The sequence below is a fragment of the Pseudacidovorax sp. DMC4 genome (assembly GCF_056314265.1).
In genome coordinates this window covers 267,746-283,585 of the sequence record NZ_JBQUYR010000003.1, presented here as the reverse complement: position 1 = coordinate 283,585, position 15,840 = coordinate 267,746, and the positions used below count along the sequence as shown (strand labels likewise).

At 68.4% G+C, this 15,840-nt stretch carries 15 protein-coding genes; 6 read left to right on the top strand and 9 right to left on the bottom strand.

The features are described 5' to 3' along the window. Positions 1-25: 25 nt before the first annotated feature. The 5 genes from rplI to ppsA form a co-directional block, all read right to left on the bottom strand. The gene (gene rplI, locus ACT54X_RS07860; RefSeq protein WP_294371745.1) at positions 26-478 is read right to left on the bottom strand and encodes a 50S ribosomal protein L9; all 453 of its coding nucleotides are present in this window, start codon (positions 476-478) and stop codon (positions 26-28) included. A 19-nt stretch (positions 479-497) separates the two neighbouring features. Continuing rightward, positions 498-779, bottom strand: a complete 282-nt coding sequence (gene rpsR, locus ACT54X_RS07855) for a 30S ribosomal protein S18 (RefSeq protein ID WP_017757858.1) — start codon at positions 777-779, stop codon at positions 498-500. Between the two features lie 20 nt (positions 780-799). Next, a complete protein-coding gene (priB, locus tag ACT54X_RS07850) occupies positions 800-1,105 on the bottom strand; it encodes a primosomal replication protein N (protein WP_234197001.1) in 306 nt (101 codons plus the stop codon). Between the two features lies 1 nt (position 1,106). Continuing rightward, the gene (gene rpsF, locus ACT54X_RS07845; protein ID WP_017757860.1) at positions 1,107-1,487 is read right to left on the bottom strand and encodes a 30S ribosomal protein S6; all 381 of its coding nucleotides are present in this window, start codon (positions 1,485-1,487) and stop codon (positions 1,107-1,109) included. 240 nt (positions 1,488-1,727) lie between these two features. Then, a complete protein-coding gene (gene ppsA / locus ACT54X_RS07840) occupies positions 1,728-4,121 on the bottom strand; it encodes a phosphoenolpyruvate synthase (protein ID WP_294371769.1) in 2,394 nt (797 codons plus the stop codon). Between the two features lie 202 nt (positions 4,122-4,323). On the opposite strand from ppsA, the gene ppsR reads away from it, so the two are divergent. Further along, complete coding sequence (gene ppsR / locus ACT54X_RS07835) at positions 4,324-5,145, top strand: posphoenolpyruvate synthetase regulatory kinase/phosphorylase PpsR (protein WP_017757862.1); 822 nt, start codon at positions 4,324-4,326, stop codon at positions 5,143-5,145. Here the strand turns inward: ppsR and ACT54X_RS07830 are convergent. Together ACT54X_RS07830 and ACT54X_RS07825 are read right to left on the bottom strand one after the other, a co-directional pair. Then, positions 5,139-5,489 (bottom strand): DUF3861 domain-containing protein, encoded by a 351-nt coding sequence (locus tag ACT54X_RS07830; protein WP_294371773.1) that lies wholly within the window; start codon positions 5,487-5,489, stop codon positions 5,139-5,141. The genes ppsR and ACT54X_RS07830 overlap by 7 nt on opposite strands. Before the next feature lie 26 nt (positions 5,490-5,515). Continuing rightward, positions 5,516-6,091: a PadR family transcriptional regulator gene (locus ACT54X_RS07825; RefSeq protein WP_294371776.1), complete on the bottom strand. Its 576-nt coding sequence runs from the start codon at positions 6,089-6,091 to the stop codon at positions 5,516-5,518. Between the two features lie 192 nt (positions 6,092-6,283). On the opposite strand from ACT54X_RS07825, the gene ACT54X_RS07820 reads away from it, so the two are divergent. Further along, entirely contained in the window at positions 6,284-9,154 is a 2,871-nt protein-coding gene (locus ACT54X_RS07820; RefSeq protein WP_294371779.1) for an adenosylcobalamin-dependent ribonucleoside-diphosphate reductase, read from the top strand. Positions 9,155-9,259: 105 nt separating this feature from the next. After that, a complete protein-coding gene (locus tag ACT54X_RS07815; RefSeq protein ID WP_294371783.1) occupies positions 9,260-10,036 on the top strand; it encodes a Crp/Fnr family transcriptional regulator in 777 nt (258 codons plus the stop codon). 62 nt (positions 10,037-10,098) lie between these two features. Here ACT54X_RS07815 and hrcA read toward each other — a convergent pair whose 3' ends face one another. Continuing rightward, positions 10,099-11,112, bottom strand: a complete 1,014-nt coding sequence (gene hrcA / locus ACT54X_RS07810; RefSeq protein WP_294371788.1) for a heat-inducible transcriptional repressor HrcA — start codon at positions 11,110-11,112, stop codon at positions 10,099-10,101. A 96-nt stretch (positions 11,113-11,208) separates the two neighbouring features. Between hrcA and ACT54X_RS07805 the strand changes: the two genes are divergently transcribed. Genes ACT54X_RS07805 through rapZ form a run of 3 tightly spaced genes read left to right on the top strand, consistent with a single transcriptional unit; the run spans position 11,209 to position 14,678 of the window. Further along, positions 11,209-12,108 carry an NAD kinase gene (locus tag ACT54X_RS07805; RefSeq protein WP_234196995.1) on the top strand — a complete coding sequence of 300 codons (900 nt, stop codon included), beginning with the start codon at positions 11,209-11,211 and terminating at the stop codon, positions 12,106-12,108. Continuing rightward, on the top strand, positions 12,109-13,791 hold the full coding sequence (recN, locus tag ACT54X_RS07800) for a DNA repair protein RecN (protein WP_294371793.1): 1,683 nt from the start codon (positions 12,109-12,111) through the stop codon (positions 13,789-13,791). 5 nt (positions 13,792-13,796) lie between these two features. Then, entirely contained in the window at positions 13,797-14,678 is an 882-nt protein-coding gene (gene rapZ / locus ACT54X_RS07795; RefSeq protein WP_294371796.1) for an RNase adapter RapZ, read from the top strand. A 66-nt stretch (positions 14,679-14,744) separates the two neighbouring features. Here the strand turns inward: rapZ and mutY are convergent, their stop codons facing one another. Continuing rightward, entirely contained in the window at positions 14,745-15,815 is a 1,071-nt protein-coding gene (gene mutY, locus ACT54X_RS07790; protein WP_294371845.1) for an A/G-specific adenine glycosylase, read from the bottom strand. Between the last annotated feature and the right edge of the window lie 25 nt (positions 15,816-15,840).

Genomic DNA, 15,840 nt, shown 5'->3' with positions numbered 1-15,840 from the left:
AATCCGCCGGCCGTTCGCAGGGGGATCAGGCGGTTTCGCCGTAGACCGTGACGGTGATCTCGACGACCACGTCCGTGTGCAGGGCCACGCTCACCGTGGTGTCGCCAACGGTCTTGATCGGGCCGTTGGGCAGGCGGACCTGCGACTTGGCCACGTCGTAGCCGGACTTCTTCAGTTCGTCGGCGATGTCGTGGTTGGTCACCGAGCCGAACAGGCGGCCATCGACGCCGGCCTTCTGGGTCAGCTTGACGGTGGAGCCAGACAGCTTCTCACCTTGGGACTGGGCTTCAGCCAGCTTGGCGGCGGCAGCCTTTTCCAGCTCGACACGCTTGGCTTCGAACTCGGCCTTGGCCGATTCGGTGGCGCGGCGGGCACGGCCGGTGGGGATCAGGAAGTTGCGGGCGTAACCGTCCTTGACCTTGACGATGTCGCCAAGCGCACCGAGGTTGACGATCTTGTCCAGAAGAATGACTTGCATGGGATGTACTCCTTCCGGCTCAGACGCGGTGCTGGTCGCTGTACGGCAGCATCGCGAGGAAGCGGGCGCGCTTGATCGCGGTGTTCAGCTGACGCTGGTAGATGGCGCGGGTGCCGGTCAGGCGGGCGGGGACGATCTTGCCGTTCTCGCCAACGAAGTCGCGCAGGGTGTCGATGTCCTTGTAGTCGATCTCTTCGACACCGGCGACGGTGAAGCGGCAGAAACGCTTGCGCTTGAACAGCAGCGACTGGGTGTTGCGCTTCGGACGCTTGTCCTTGTTGAATTTCTTGAACGTGGCCATGGAGGGACCTCTGTCGAAAATTAATCTTGCTGAAAATCCGTGACGTGGAGCACCGGGTGCTTGCCGTTGCGGGGGTTGGCCAGGAAACCCTGGAACCGCCACTGGCTGCCCAGCGCCTGCCGCGCGAGCCGCTCGGCCACTGCGCCAAAGGCCACTGCCTTGAGTGCCGCCTTCACCTGCCGGGTCTGTCCGGCTTCGTCCTGGGTCGACTCATGGTCGAGCCGCAGGTCGATGGCCGGGAGCCCGGCCGGGGTGAAACGCAAGGCGGCGATCTCTTCGATGCAGGCCGTCAGGAGCAGATGGTTGGCCGCCGCAGGCGCAGCCACATCAGTTGCTGCTGTTGTTGGCGGCGTACTCGGCCTGCTGGGCCTTGCGGGCTTCCTCGCGCTCGACGGTCTTCATCATCGAGGAGGGGCCGGTGTCGGCCTTCTTCTTCAGCACGGTCAGGTGGCGCAGCACGGCGTCGTTGAACTTGAAGGCATGCTCCAGTTCGGACATCACGGCCTGGTCGGCCTCGATGTTGACGCACAGGTAGTGGGCCTTGTTCAGCTTGTTGATCTGGTAGGCCAGCTGGCGGCGGCCCCAGTCTTCGACACGATGCACCTTGCCGTTGCCGGCGGCGATCATGCCCTTGTAACGCTCCAGCATGGCCGGAACCTGCTCGCTTTGATCCGGATGGATCAGCAGAATGATTTCGTAGTGACGCATGACACTCCTTGGGGGTTTGCGGACCAGGCGCGCATGCGCGAGGTCCAGAAAAGCCACCCGCCGCGTCCAGGCAGTGTGGCAAGGGAAAGCCCACGAGTATATACCGGAACAGGCCAACCTCGCCAGCTTAGTTCCAGAACCTGCAAAGACAAAGGCGGCCCGCACAGACGGGCCGCCCTTTTCAATGTGCGTCCGTCCCGGCGACATGCCGGGTCGGTCTCGCAGCGCTGAAGGCTGCGATCAGCGCTGCGCCAGTCGCTGCCAAGTCTCGATCACGCTGTCCGGGTTGAGCGAGATCGATGCGATGCCCTGGTCCGCCAGCCACAGGGCGAAGTCGGGATGGTCACTGGGGCCCTGGCCGCAGATGCCCACGTACTTGCCCTGCTTCTTGCAGGCCTCGATGGCGCGCGACAGCATGGCCTGCACCGCCGGGTCGCGTTCGTCGAAGTCCGCCGCCAGCAGTTCCAGGCCGGAATCGCGGTCCAGGCCCAGGGTGAGCTGCGTCAGGTCGTTCGAGCCGATCGAGAAGCCGTCGAAGTACTGCAGGAACTCGTCCGCCAGGATGGCGTTGCTGGGAACCTCGCACATCATGATGATCTTGAGCTCGTTCTCGCCGCGCTTGAGGCCGTGCTCGCCCAGCAGCGTGGTCACGCGCTCGGCCTGCTTCAGCGTGCGCACGAAGGGCACCATGATCTGCACGTTGGTCAGGCCCATCTCGTTGCGCACGCGCTTGAGCGCCTCGCACTCCATGGCGAAGGCCTCGCCGAACTCGGCGCTGATGTAGCGCGCCGCGCCGCGGAAGCCCAGCATGGGGTTCTCTTCCTCCGGCTCGTAGCGGCTGCCACCGATCAGCTTGCGGTACTCGTTGGACTTAAAGTCCGACAGGCGCACGATCACCGGCTTGGGCCAGAAGGCCGCCGCGATGGTGGCCACGCCCTCGGCCACCTTGTCGACGTAGAAGGCCTTGGGCGAGGCATGGCCGCGGGCCACCGATTCCACGGCCTTCTTCAGGTCGGGATCGACCTGCGGATAGTCCAGGATGGCCTTGGGATGCACGCCGATGTTGTTGTTGATGATGAATTCCAGCCGCGCCAGGCCCACGCCTTCGTTGGGCAGCTGGGCGAAGTCGAAGGCGAGCTGCGGGTTGCCCACGTTCATCATGATCTTGGTCGGGATCTTGGGCATCTCGCCGCGCTGGACCTCGGTGACCTCGGTCTCCAGCAGGCCGTCGTAGATGTGGCCGGTGTCGCCCTCAGCGCAGCTCACGGTGACCAGCGTGCCGTCCTTGAGCAGGCTGGTGGCGTCGCCGCAGCCCACAACGGCCGGAATGCCCAGTTCGCGCGCGATGATCGCCGCATGGCAGGTGCGGCCGCCGCGGTTGGTGACGATGGCGCTGGCGCGCTTCATCACCGGCTCCCAGTTGGGGTCGGTCATGTCGGTGACCAGCACGTCGCCGGCCTGCACCTTGTCCATCTCGCTGATGCTGTGCACCAGGCGCACGGGGCCGGTCCCGATCTTCTGGCCGATGGCGCGGCCTTCCGCCAGCACGGCACTCTTGCCCTTGAGCTTGAAGCGCTGCTCGACCTTGCCCTGCTGCTGGCTCTTCACCGTCTCGGGACGGGCCTGCAGGATGTAGAGCTGGCCGTCGGTGCCGTCCTTGCCCCACTCGATGTCCATCGGGCGGCCGTAGTGCTTCTCGATGACCATGGCGTACTTCGCCAGTTGCTCCACCTCGGCATCGGTCAGCGAATAGCGGTTGCGCAGTTCGGTCTTGACGTCGGTGGTCTTGACCAGCTTGCCCGAGGCCTTCTTCTCCTCGGGCGTGGCGAATTCCATCTGGATCAGCTTGGAGCCCAGGTTGCGGCGGATCACCGCGCGTTTGCCGGCTTCGAGCATCGGCTTGTGGACGTAGAACTCGTCGGGGTTGACGGCGCCCTGCACCACCGTCTCACCCAGACCGTAGCTGGAGGTGATGAAGACGACCTGGTCGAAGCCCGATTCGGTGTCGATGGTGAACATCACGCCTGCGGCACCCAGGTCGGAGCGGACCATGCGCTGTACGCCGGCCGACAGGGCCACCACGTCGTGGGCAAAGCCCTTGTGGACGCGGTAGCTGATGGCACGGTCGTTGTAGAGAGAGGCGAACACCTCCTTCATCTTGTGCAGCACGTCCTCGATGCCGACGACGTTCAGGAAGGTCTCCTGCTGGCCGGCGAAGGAAGCGTCGGGGAGATCCTCGGCAGTGGCCGAGGAACGCACCGCGAAGCTGGCTTGGTCATTGCCCGCGCTCAGCTTGGCGAAGTGCTCGCGCACGGCCCTTTCGAGGTCGGCGGGGAAGGGCTGCGCCTCGATCCAGCCGCGGATCTCGGCGCCGGCGGCGGCCAGGGCGCGCACGTCCTCGATGTCCAGGGTAGCCAGGCGCTGGCTGATGCGCTGCGTCAGGCCTTCGTGCGCGAGGAACTCGCGGAAGGCATGGGCGGTGGTGGCGAAGCCGGTGGGCACGCGCACGCCCTCGGGCAGCTGGGAAATCATCTCGCCGAGGCTGGCGTTCTTGCCGCCAACGGCCTCGACATCGCTCATCCTCAGGTTTTCGAAGGGCACGACCAGGGCGGTCGCTTCGAACAGGGCAGACATGGGAAGACTCCGGAGTTTAAAAAGCGGTGCGTTCCATGCAGCAGGCAGCCGGGCGCGATCGTTCTTCTTGCTCTGGGTGCGCGGGGCGACTGCATGGGAAGGGATGCGGGTGCGGCGCGCGGAGGGCACGCGCCGATAATCTGCGGGATTGTAGGCGGCGGTCCGGACCGCCGCCGCAGGACAGAAACTACAGGCCGCCCCCATGCACAAGCGCACCGTTTTCTTCGTTTCGGACGGCACCGGCATCACCGCCGAGACCTTCGGCAATGCCGTGCTCAACCAGTTCGAACTCAAGGCACGCCACGTGCGCATGCCCTTCACCGACACGGTCGACAAGGCCCACCAGGCGGTGCGGCAGATCAATCACACGGCCGAGCTCGAAGGCTATCGGCCCATCGTCTTCACCACCCTGGCCAACATGGAGGTGCTGGAGGTGATCGAGACCGGCTGCAAGGGCATGCTGCTCGACCTCTTCGGCACCTTCGTGCGGCCGCTGGAGATCGAGCTGGCGATGAAGTCCAACCACCGCATCGGCCGCTTCTCGGACATCAGCAAGAGCAAGGAATACCACGACCGCATCGCCGCCATCGACTTCAGTCTGCAGCACGACGATGGCCAGAGCCATGCGGATCTGGAGGCGGCGGACGTCATCCTCGTGGGCGTGAGCCGCAGCGGCAAGACGCCGACCTCGCTCTACCTGGCCATGCAGCACGGGTTGAAGGCGGCCAACTATCCGCTGATCCCCGAGGACTTCGACCGCCGGCAGTTGCCGCCGGCGCTGATCGCCTTCCGCAAGAAAATCTTCGGGCTGACCATCCAGCCCGAGCGGCTGGCCGAGATCCGCAACGAGCGGCGGCCCAATTCGCGTTACGCCAGCATCGAGAACTGCCGCTACGAGGTGAGCGAGGCCGAGGCCATGATGCGCCGGGCCGGCATCCGCTGGCTGTCGACCACCACCAAGTCCATCGAAGAGATCGCGACAACCATCCTGCAGGAGCTGCGGCCGGAGCGGCTCAACTACTGAGCCTGGCCGGCTGCAGGCGAAACGTCGGCCGCCGGCGCATCGCCCCCCAGCCGTTGCGGGCTCTTCTTCAGGTGCTGCATGAAGGCACGGAAGTGCGGCGCGAAATCCGCGAAGAGTGGATGGCCTCGGTTCTCCAGCATCACCTCGCTGAACAGCTTCAGGCCCACCGCCAGCGCGTTGGCCGTGTCGGGCGGGAATTCGCCGCGGCCGCGCATGCGCTCAGCGATGGCGAGGATGTCGTCGTGGTTGCCGGCCTCGAAGCGCAGCGGCTCGGGGTGAGTGGACGGGTTGCCGTGCGCATCGGCCAGGTGTTCGACGGTGATTCGGTAGCGGTGTTGTTTCATGGTCGGTCTCTCTGTCGGGGCGCCACTCAGGCGCGTTCCACCTCGACCGCGGCGCGGTCGATGATCTCGGCGAGTCGACGAACCAGTTCCGTCGACTCCATCTCGCCTTCCAGGCGCAGGCGCAGCGCCATCTTCAGGTTCTCCATGGCACGGCGGATCTCGGGCAAGCGGCGCGCGTGGGCGCGGGCTCGCGCCTGCGCCAGGCGCTCCAGCACCGCCTCGATGGCCGACGCCTGCGCAGCACGTTCCGCCTCGCCCTGGGGCGTCAGATGGAAGCGCTTGCGGCCGCCATCGCTGGCTTCCGAGCGGGCAAGGCCCAGGTCCTCCAGCAACGCCAGCGTCGGATAGACGGTTCCCGGGCTGGGGGTGTAGTCGCCGCCCACCCACTCCCCGATCGCCTTGATCAGCTCATAGCCATGGCTCGGCTGGGCGGCCAGCGCATGGAGCATCAGCAGGCGAAGGTCGCCGGGCTCCAACTGGCGCGGGCGCCGGCCGCCACCGCGGCCCTCCATCGCCCCCTCGGCCAGCGTGTCGGCACCTGAACGCCGATGGCCATGGCCTCGACCGCCGCCGCGCCCCGGGTGCATCCATTCTTCAGTCATGCGAATCCTTCGGAAAGCTCAAGATGAATCAATGATATATCTTGAAAGATCAAGAAAAACGACAAAGCTACAGCCCACGGCAGCAGAGTGGTTTTCCGACAGACCGAAGGGCTGGTTTTTCATACAGTTCACCCGATCGCTGCCGCTTGCCTGCCGGGCACTACAGCGGCCGCCACCCAACAGGAGTTGCCCATGCCCATCCTGAACTGCACCGTCCTGCCCGCCCAGGCCATCAGCCAGGACGTGCTGCGCGAGAAATACGCCAAGGGTGACGAACGCGAAGTCGGCGACGTCCGGCGGCGGGTGGCCCAGGCGCTGGCTGCCGTCGAGGCACCGGAGCGCCGCGCCCATTTCGAAAACGTCTTCGTCGATGCGCTGGAGGCTGGCTTCATCCCCGCTGGGCGCATCCTTTCGGCCGCCGGCACCACGCTGGAAGCCACGCTCATCAACTGCTTCGTCCAGCCGGTCGGCGATTCCATCGCCGAGGACGATGAAGGCCATCCCGGCATCTACACGGCCCTGACCGAAGCGGCCGAGACCATGCGGCGCGGCGGCGGCGTGGGCTACGACTTCTCGCGCATCCGCCCCAAGGGCGCACGGGTGCGCAGCACCCAATCGAGCGCCTCAGGCCCGGTGAGCTACATGCGCGTGTTCGACCGCTCCTGCGAGACGGTGGAATCGGCCGGCGCGCGCCGGGGCGCCCAGATGGCCGTGCTGCGCTGCGACCATCCGGACGTGGAGGAATTCATCCACGCGAAGGACGCGGGCGACCTGCGCAACTTCAACATCTCGGTCGGCATCACCGACGCCTTCATGCAGGCCGTGCAGGCCGATGCCGAAATCGAGCTGGTGCACCGCGCCGAGCCTGGCGAGGCGCAGAAGGCCGAAGGTGCCCATCCACGTGGCGATGGCGCCTGGGTCTACCGCCGCGTACCCGCACGTGCGCTGTGGGACCAGATCATGCGCGCCACCTACGACCACGCCGAACCGGGCGCGCTCTTCCTGGACCGCATCAATGCCAACAACAACCTCGGCTACTGCGAGACCATCTCCGCCACCAATCCCTGCGCCGAGCAGCCGCTGCCGCCCTACGGCTGCTGCTGCCTGGGCTCCATCGACCTGACGCGCTTCGTGCGCCAGCCCTTCGAGCCCGAGGCACGCTTCGACGAGGCGGCCTTCGACGCGCTCATCCCCACCTGCGTGCGCATGCTGGACAACGTGCTCGACGTGTCGCTCTGGCCCCTGCCCCGCCAGCGCGAGGAAGCGATGGCCAAGCGCCGCATCGGCCTGGGCTTCACCGGACTGGGCGATGCGCTGGCCATGCTCGGGCTGCGCTACGACGAGGCGCCGGCGCGGCAGATGGCGGCGCGCATCGCCGAGCGGCTGCGCGACGCGGCCTATGCCGCCTCCGCCGAACTGGCGCGCGAGCGTGGCGCCTTCTCCCTGTTCAATGCCGACCTCTACCTGCAGCGCGGGCGCTTCGCCGCGCGCCTGCCGGCGGCGCTGCGGGAGCGCATCCGCCGCCACGGCCTGCGCAACTCGCACCTGCTGTCGATCGCGCCGACCGGCACCATCAGCCTGGCCTTTGCCGACAACGCCAGCAATGGCATCGAGCCGCCGTTCAGCTGGACGTACCAGCGCAAGAAGCGCATGGCCGACGGCACCTTCCAGGAATTCGCGGTGGAGGACCATGCCTGGCGCCTGTTCCGCCACTTGCGCGGGCCGGACGCGCCTTTGCCGCCCGCCTTTGTCACGGCGCTGGAGATGAGCGCCCAGTCGCATGCGGCCATGGTGGCGGCCGTCGCGCCCTTCATCGACACCTCGATCAGCAAGACGGTGAACGTGCCGGCAGACTATCCCTACGCGGCCTTCCAGGATCTTTACCTGCAGGCGTGGCAGTCCGGCCTGAAGGGCCTGGCCACCTACCGGCCCAATGCCGTGCTGGGCGCCGTGCTCAGCGTGCCGCAGCCGGACGCCGCCCTGCCCGCGCCGGGCATCGCCGACCGCCGCCTGGCGCTGGATCGCCTGCCGCGCGAGCCGGTGCTGGCCTCGCTGCGCTGGCCCGGCCGGCCGGACTTTCCCGCCGGCAATGCGGCCTGGTGCACCATGGTTCGGCATCCGCACGGGCAGTTCGCGCTTTTCGTCGGCGAAGCCCCGGACGGCGGCGAGGGCGCCCGGCCGCTGCCCTTCGAGGTGTGGGTCAACGGCGCCGAGCAGCCCCGCGGCCTGGGCGCCCTGGCCAAGACGCTGTCGATGGACCTGCGGGCGCGCGACGCCGAATGGGTGCGCCTCAAGCTCGACGCGCTGGCCACCGTGCAGGAGGAGCGCCCCTTCGACATGCCCTTCCCACCCCATGGCGAGGTGCGCACATTCCCCGGCGTGGTTGCCGCCACCGCCGCCGTGCTGCGCTGGCGCTGCGAGCAGTTGGGTCTGTGGAACCCGCCCGCGCCCGGCACGCCGGTGCTCGACGCCCTGTTCAGCCTGGACGAGCCGCACACCGGCCCCTCCGGCACGCTGGCCTGGGCCGTGGACATCGAGAACCCGGCCACGGGCGAAGCCTTCACCCTCACGCTCAAGGAGGTGCTGCTGCCCAGCCCCAGCGGCGCCACCCACACCCGGCCCTGCGCCCTGGGCTTCTCGGGCAACTATCCGCGCGCGCTCGACGGACTGGCGCGCGTGCTGTCGCTGGACATGCGGGTGATCGACCCGGCATGGATTGGCATGAAGCTGCGCAAGCTGCTGAGCTATGCCGAGCCGCTGGGCCACTTCATGGCCTTCGTGCCCAGCCTGGATCCGAAGGTGCGGCGGCAGCAGACCTGGCCCTCGACCGTGGCCTACCTGGCGCGGCTGGTGATCCATCGCTACGCCATGCTCGGTGTGCTGGACGAGGAAGGCTTTCCGCTTCAGGAGATGGGCATCCTGGCCGCCCCTGCCGTCACAGCGCCGGGCGTGCAGCAGGCCATGGCCGGCGCCGCCTGCCCCGAATGCGGCAACGCCACCCTGATCCGCAAGGATGGCTGCAGCTTCTGTACCGCCTGCGGCTTCACCGGACTGTGCGGCTGATGGCGGGCGGCGGCCGATCCGCCAACCCTTGCGCTGGCTCAAGGCAGCGCGGTCGCATCGTGGGCAGAGTCGGGCATCGACCACCTGACGCCACCCCGACCTTTCATGCTGCCGGCCCTGTCTTCCCTGACCTCCGACGCACCGCGCCCCGAAGCGCGGCGCTGGAAAGCCGCCACCGGGCGGCGGCCGGTCGTCCTGTCCGGCGTGCCCTTGTTGCGCGGCGCCTTCGCCCCCTGCGAGCCAGCACCGGCCACGCTGGAGCGGCTGGCCGGCGCCCTGCGCCTGCATGTGCTGCCCAAGGGCGCCATCGCCGCCATGCCGGACAACCATCCACCGTCGTGGTGGCTCGTTGCCGAAGGCCGCATCGTGGTCGGCCGCATTGGTGCGGATGGGGGTCTGGTCGAGAACCGCGTTCTCGGCCCGGGCCAGTGGCTGGATCTCGCCTCCGCCTGGCTGGAGTCGGACTGGATCGAGTCAGCCGTGTGTCCGGCTCGCGTCACCCTGGCCGCACTGCCGCTGGAGCACCTGCTGGAAGCCGCTCGGCAGGATCCGGCCCTTCAGCGCGCCGTCGGCCTGGTGATGGCCGAGCGCATCCGCCAACTGACGGACGGGCGGCACGAATTGGCCACCAAGGACGTGCTGGGGCGCCTGGCCGCCTGGCTGCTGCGCGAACCTTTCGAAGCCGCCGGCAAGGACCGCTCGGTGCGATTGCCGGTGCAGAAGCGCTCCATTGCGCGCCAGCTGGTGATGGCACAGGCCACGCTGTCCCGCTGCTTCCGGCGACTGGTGGAACTGGGATGCATCGAGATGCATGGCTACGTCGTACTGATCCGCGACGTGCCGGCGCTGCAGGCGCTGGCGGGGGAAGCGCCGGCGCGCTGATCCGCGGTCGTCCGAACGGCGTGCCCCGTCTCTCTACGCCATGTCGGCGCGGCGCCGAACGGCTACTTGTTGTTGTGGCTCAGCGCGTTGCTGACCAAGCGGGAAGTGATGTCCACGATCTGGATCATGCGGTCATAGGGCATGCGGGTCGGTCCGATCACGCCCAGGGTGCCGACCACCTCGCCGTTGACTTCGTAGTTGGCACTGACGACCGACAGCTCTTCGTACGGCACCACCTGGCTTTCGCCGCCAATGAAGATGCGCACGCCGTCGGACTTGCTGGACATGTCCAGCAACCGCATCAGCTCGGCCTTCTGCTCGAACAACTCGAAGGCACGGCGCAACTGGCCCATGTCGCTGGAGAAGTCGCTCACGGCCAGCAGGTTGCGCTCGCCGGCAATGATGACTTCTTCCTGTGCCTGCGAAAACGCCTGCGAGCTCGCCTGCACTGCCGCCTGCATCAGCGAGGCGATCTCGGCGCGCAGGCCGTCCATCTCGCCCTTGAGACGGTCGCGCACCTGCTCGATGGACAGGCCACCGTAGTGGGCGGTGAGGTAGTTGGAGGTTTCGATGAGCTCCGACTGGGTGTAGTCCCGGTCGGTGAAGATGACCTGGTTCTGCACGTCGCCGTCGGGCGAGACGATGATGACCAGGAGCCGCCGCTCCGACAGCCGCAGGAATTCGATGTGCCGGAAGGCCGTCGTGCGCCGCGGCGCCATCACCACGCCCACGAACTGGGAGAGGTTCGACAGCAGCTGTGCCGCGCTGGCGATCACTTTCTGGGGCTGGTCCGGCGGCAGGCTCGGCGGCGTGGACTGCAACTGGGCCCGCTGGGCCGTGAGCATGGTGTCGACGAACAGCCGGTAGCCGCGCGCAGTGGGAATGCGGCCGGCGGAGGTGTGGGGGCTGACGATCAGCCCCAGGTCCTCGAGGTCGGCCATCACATTGCGGATGGTGGCGGGGGAAAGCTCGAGACCGGCGGCGCGCGAGAGCGTGCGCGAGCCGACGGGTTGGCCGTCGGCGATGTAGCGTTCCACCAGGGTCTTGAGCAGCAGCTTGGCGCGGTCGTCCAGCATCGGCAAATGATACCCCGCGGCCCGCGATCCCTAGGCGGCGGACAAGGCCTTGCCAGGCGGTGGGACGCCTCCGGTGTCGTGATGTAATTTGTCCCCATGCACGCACCCTTCCGCCATGTGGCGCTCATCGGCAAGTACCAGGCGACGGCGGCGCGCGAGCGCGATGCTGTCATCGAGGGCATTGCGGCGTTCCTGGAGTCGCGCGGCTGCGTCGTGGTGCTCGAGCGCAGCAGCGCCGAATGCGGCGAGGACGGCGTGCCGCGCGCGGGCCGCTGGCCCCTGCTCACGGTGCAGGAGATCGGCGAGCAGTGCGACCTGGGCCTGGTCGTCGGCGGCGACGGCACCATGCTGGGCATCGGCCGGCAGCTCGCCCGCTACGGCGTGCCGCTGATCGGCATCAACCGCGGCCGCCTGGGCTTCGTCACCGACATCCCGCTGGAACATTACGAGGCCACACTCACGCCGATGCTGGCCGGCGAGTACGAGGAAGACCACCGCAGCCTGATCCAGGCCCGGGTCATGCGCGCCGGCGAGGTCGTGTTCACCGCCCAGGCCATGAACGACGTGGTGGTCAACCGCGGCGCCACCTCCGGCATGGTCGAGCTGCGCGTCTCGGTCGGCGGGCATCTGGTGGCCAACCAGCGTGCCGACGGCCTGATCATCGCCACGCCTACCGGCTCCACCGCTTACGCACTGTCGGCGGGCGGGCCGATGCTGCATCCCTCCATCCCCGGCTGGGTGATGGTGCCGATCGCGCCGCACACGCTGTCGAACCGGCCGATCCTGCTGCCCGACGCCGAGGAGATCTCGGTCGAGGTGGTGGGCGGGCGCGACGCCAGCGCCAATTTCGACATGCAGTCCCTCGCCTCCCTCGCCCATGGCGACCAGGTGCTGGTGCGGCGCTCCGAGCACAGGGTGCGCTTCCTGCATCCGCGCGGCTGGAGCTATTTCGACACCCTGCGCAAGAAACTTCACTGGAACGAAGGAGGCTCCTGAGTGGCCCTGCGACGCATCGTCCTGCGCGACTTCGTCATCGTCCGCGCGCTCGACCTGGACCTGGCCGAGGGCTTCACCGTGCTCACGGGCGAGACTGGCGCCGGCAAGTCGATCCTGATCGACGCCCTGCAACTGGCGCTGGGCAACCGGGCCGACGCCGGTTCCGTGCGCGAAGGCGCCGAGCGGCTGGATGTGAGCGCCGAATTCGACGCCGACCCGGCGCTCGGCACCTGGCTGGAAGAAGGCGGCTTCGAGGCCGGCGACACCCTGCTGCTGCGCCGCACCGTCGACACCCAGGGCCGCAGCCGCGGCTGGATCAACGGAAGCCCGGCCACCGCCACGCAGCTGCGTGAACTGGGCGCGCACCTGCTGGACATCCACGGCCAGCATGCGTGGCAGAGCCTGACCCGCCCCGATGCCGTGCGCGGCCTGCTGGACGCCTATGCCGGGGTCCGAACCGCCGCACTGGAGACCGCCTGGCAGAACTGGCGCCAGGCCGGCACTGCGCTGGAAGCCGCCCGCAATGCGCAGGAAAGCCTGCTGCGCGAGCGCGAACGCCTGCAGTGGCAGATCGGCGAGGTCGACAAGCTGGCGCCCGGCGCCGACGAGTGGGAAGAACTCTCCAGCCAGCACACCCGGCTGGCCAACGCACAGTCGCTGATCGACGCCGCGCAGGCCGCCGCCGGCCTGCTGGAAGAGGACGAACAGGGCGCCCTGGCCCTGCTCTCGCGCGCCGCCGACCGCCTGCAGGATCTGGCCCACATCGAACCCGAATTCAAGACGCTGGGCGACGAACTTGCCGGTAGCCTGGCTCAGGCCTCCGACGCACTGCATGCGCTGCACGGCTACCTGCGCCGCACCGAGACCGACGCCGACCAGTTGCAGGCGCTGGACGAGCGCCTGGGCCTGTGGATGTCACTGGCCCGCCGCTACCGCCGCCCCCCCGAGGAGCTGCCCGCCCTGCTCGCCAGCTGGCGGCAGGAACTGCAGACGCTGGAAGCCCAGGCCGACCTGGCCGCGCTGGAGCAGGCCGAGCAGCGGGCGCGCCAGGCCTTCGACAAGGAGGCACGCGCCGTCGGCCAGGCCCGCAAGAAGGCCGCCCCCAAGCTGGCCGCGGCCATCACCGAAGCGATGCAGGGCCTGGGCATGCAGGGCGGCCGTTTTGCCGTCGATCTGCAGCCGCTGCCGCAACCAGCGCGCCACGGCATGGAGGACATCGCCTTCCTCGTGGCCGGCCATGCCGGCGGCACGCCGCGGCCGGTGGGCAAGGTGGCTTCGGGCGGCGAGCTGTCGCGCATCGCACTGGCCATCGCGGTCACCACCAGCCAGTTGGGCACAGCGCAGGCGCTGATCTTCGACGAGGTGGACACCGGCATCGGCGGCGCGGTGGCCGACACCGTGGGTCGCCTGATGCGCCAGCTCGGCCGCGATCGCCAGGTGCTGGCGGTGACCCACCTGCCGCAGGTGGCCGCCTGCGCCGACCACCATCTGCGCGTGGCCAAGCGCACACTGAACGCGGCGACCGCACAGGGCGGCAAGCCACAGCCGGTCACGGAAAGCACGGTCGCGCCGCTCGACGGCGAAGGCCGCATGCAGGAGATCGCCCGCATGCTGGGCGGTGAGCGGGTATCAGCCGCCTCGCTCGCCCATGCCCGCGAAATGCTGAGCCCGCAGGAAAGCTGACGACGATGAATCCCTCCATGGACCTGGTGCTGATCACCGGCATGTCCGGCTCCGGCAAGTCGGTGGCCCTGGCCGCGCTCGAAGACGCCGGCTACTACTGCGTCGACAACCTGCCGCCCGAACTGCTGGATGACTTCATCCGGTTGCAGAAGGAGAACCAGGCGCCGCTGGTGGCCGTGGCCATCGATGCACGCAGCGGCACCTCGCTGTCGAAGGCGCCCATCCGCCTGGCGGCACTGCGGCAGGAAGGCATGGCCGTGCGCTCGTTGTTCCTCGATGCGACCACCGAGGCGCTGGTGCGCCGCTATTCGGAGACGCGCCGACGGCATCCGCTGTCGCGCCAGCACGGCGGGGTCGATGCGCCCGAGCAGGAGCGCGCACTGATCCAGGCCATCGAGCTGGAGCGCGAACTGCTGGCCGAATTGCGGGAAGGTGCAGACCTGATCGACACCAGCCTGATCCGCCCGGCCCAGCTGCGCACCTACATCAAGGCGCTGATCGAGGCGCCGCAGCGCACGCTGACCCTGGTGTTCCAATCCTTCGCCTTCAAGCGCGGCGTTCCGCTCGATGCCGACTACGTCTTCGATGTGCGCATGCTGCCCAACCCGCATTACGTCGCGTCGCTGCGCCCGCTGACCGGACGCGACCAGCCCGTGATCGACTGGCTGCGCCAGCACGATGCGGTGGCCCGCATGTTCGGCGACATCGAACAGTTCCTGCAGCACTGGATGGACGCACTTGCGGACGACCATCGCAGTTACGTCACCGTGGCCATCGGCTGCACGGGCGGTCAGCACCGCTCGGTCTTCCTGGTCGAGCAACTGGCCCGCACCTTCGGCGAGCGCTGGGTGACGCTGCGGCGGCACCGCGAGATGGACGCCGAATAACCACTGGTGGCCCGGGCTCCACAGCCCCGGGCGAGGCGTCCTGACCCGGGGTCCCACCCGGCGGACTCAGCCGATCCGGGCGGCGCGCTCTTCCAGCAACCGACGCACCGGCGCAGGCAGGCCCAGCGCCGGCCAGTCCTCGGCCGCCACCCACCGCCCCTCCAGGCCGGCCATGTCGCTGCGCGCCGCGTCGACCTGGACGGGGTGCAGATGCAGGTCCTTGTGCGTGAGCACATGCAGGAAAGCCGGCAGATGCTGCAACGCCGAGCGCAAGGTCTCTGGCATGACCGCTTCCAGCGCTTCGGCGCTGTCGAAGACCGGCAGCGCATGCAGGCCGGCCCAGATGCCGCTGGCCGGCCGCTTCTGCAACCACACCGCCTGCCCGTCGGCCGAGCGCGCCAGCAGCAGCCACAGCGACTGCGCGCTGCGCTTGAGCTTGCGCGTCTTGATGGGCAGCCGCGCCGGATCGCCCTGCCGGCGGCCTTCGCACAGCGCCTCGACCGGGCAGATCAGGCACTGCGGCTGGCGCGGCAGGCAGACCGTGGCGCCCAGATCCATCAGCCCCTGCGTGTAGCGGGAGATGGCCTCGGTGTCGCCCTCGGGCGGCAACAGTTCGTCGGCCGCCTTCCACAGCAGTTTCTCGTTGGCGCTGCTCGCCAGGTCGCCCTCGAAGGCCAGCAGGCGCGAGAGCACGCGCTTGACGTTGCCGTCCATGATCGACACCCGCTCACCGAAGCAGAAGGCGGCGATGGCGGACGCCGTGGAGCGGCCGATGCCGGGCAGCGTCTGCAGCAGTTCGGCGCTGTGCGGAAAGCTGCCGCCGAAGCGCGCGACCACGTCCTGGGCGCAGCGGTGCAAGTTGCGTGCGCGGCTGTAGTAGCCCAGTCCGCTCCACAGGCCCATGACCTCGTCTTCAGGTGCGGCAGCCAGGTCCGCCACCGTGGGACAGCGCGCCAGGAAGCGCTCGTAGTAGCCCAGCACGGTCGACACCTGCGTCTGCTGCAGCATGATCTCGGACAGCCAGACCCGGTAGGGGTCGCGGGTGTTCTGCCAGGGCAGGCTGCTGCGGCCATGCGTCTTCTGCCAGGTCACCAGGCGCAGCCAGAAAGCATCGGCGCATTGGCGCGCCTGCCGCACGACCGGTGCGGCGTCGGTCGCGGCG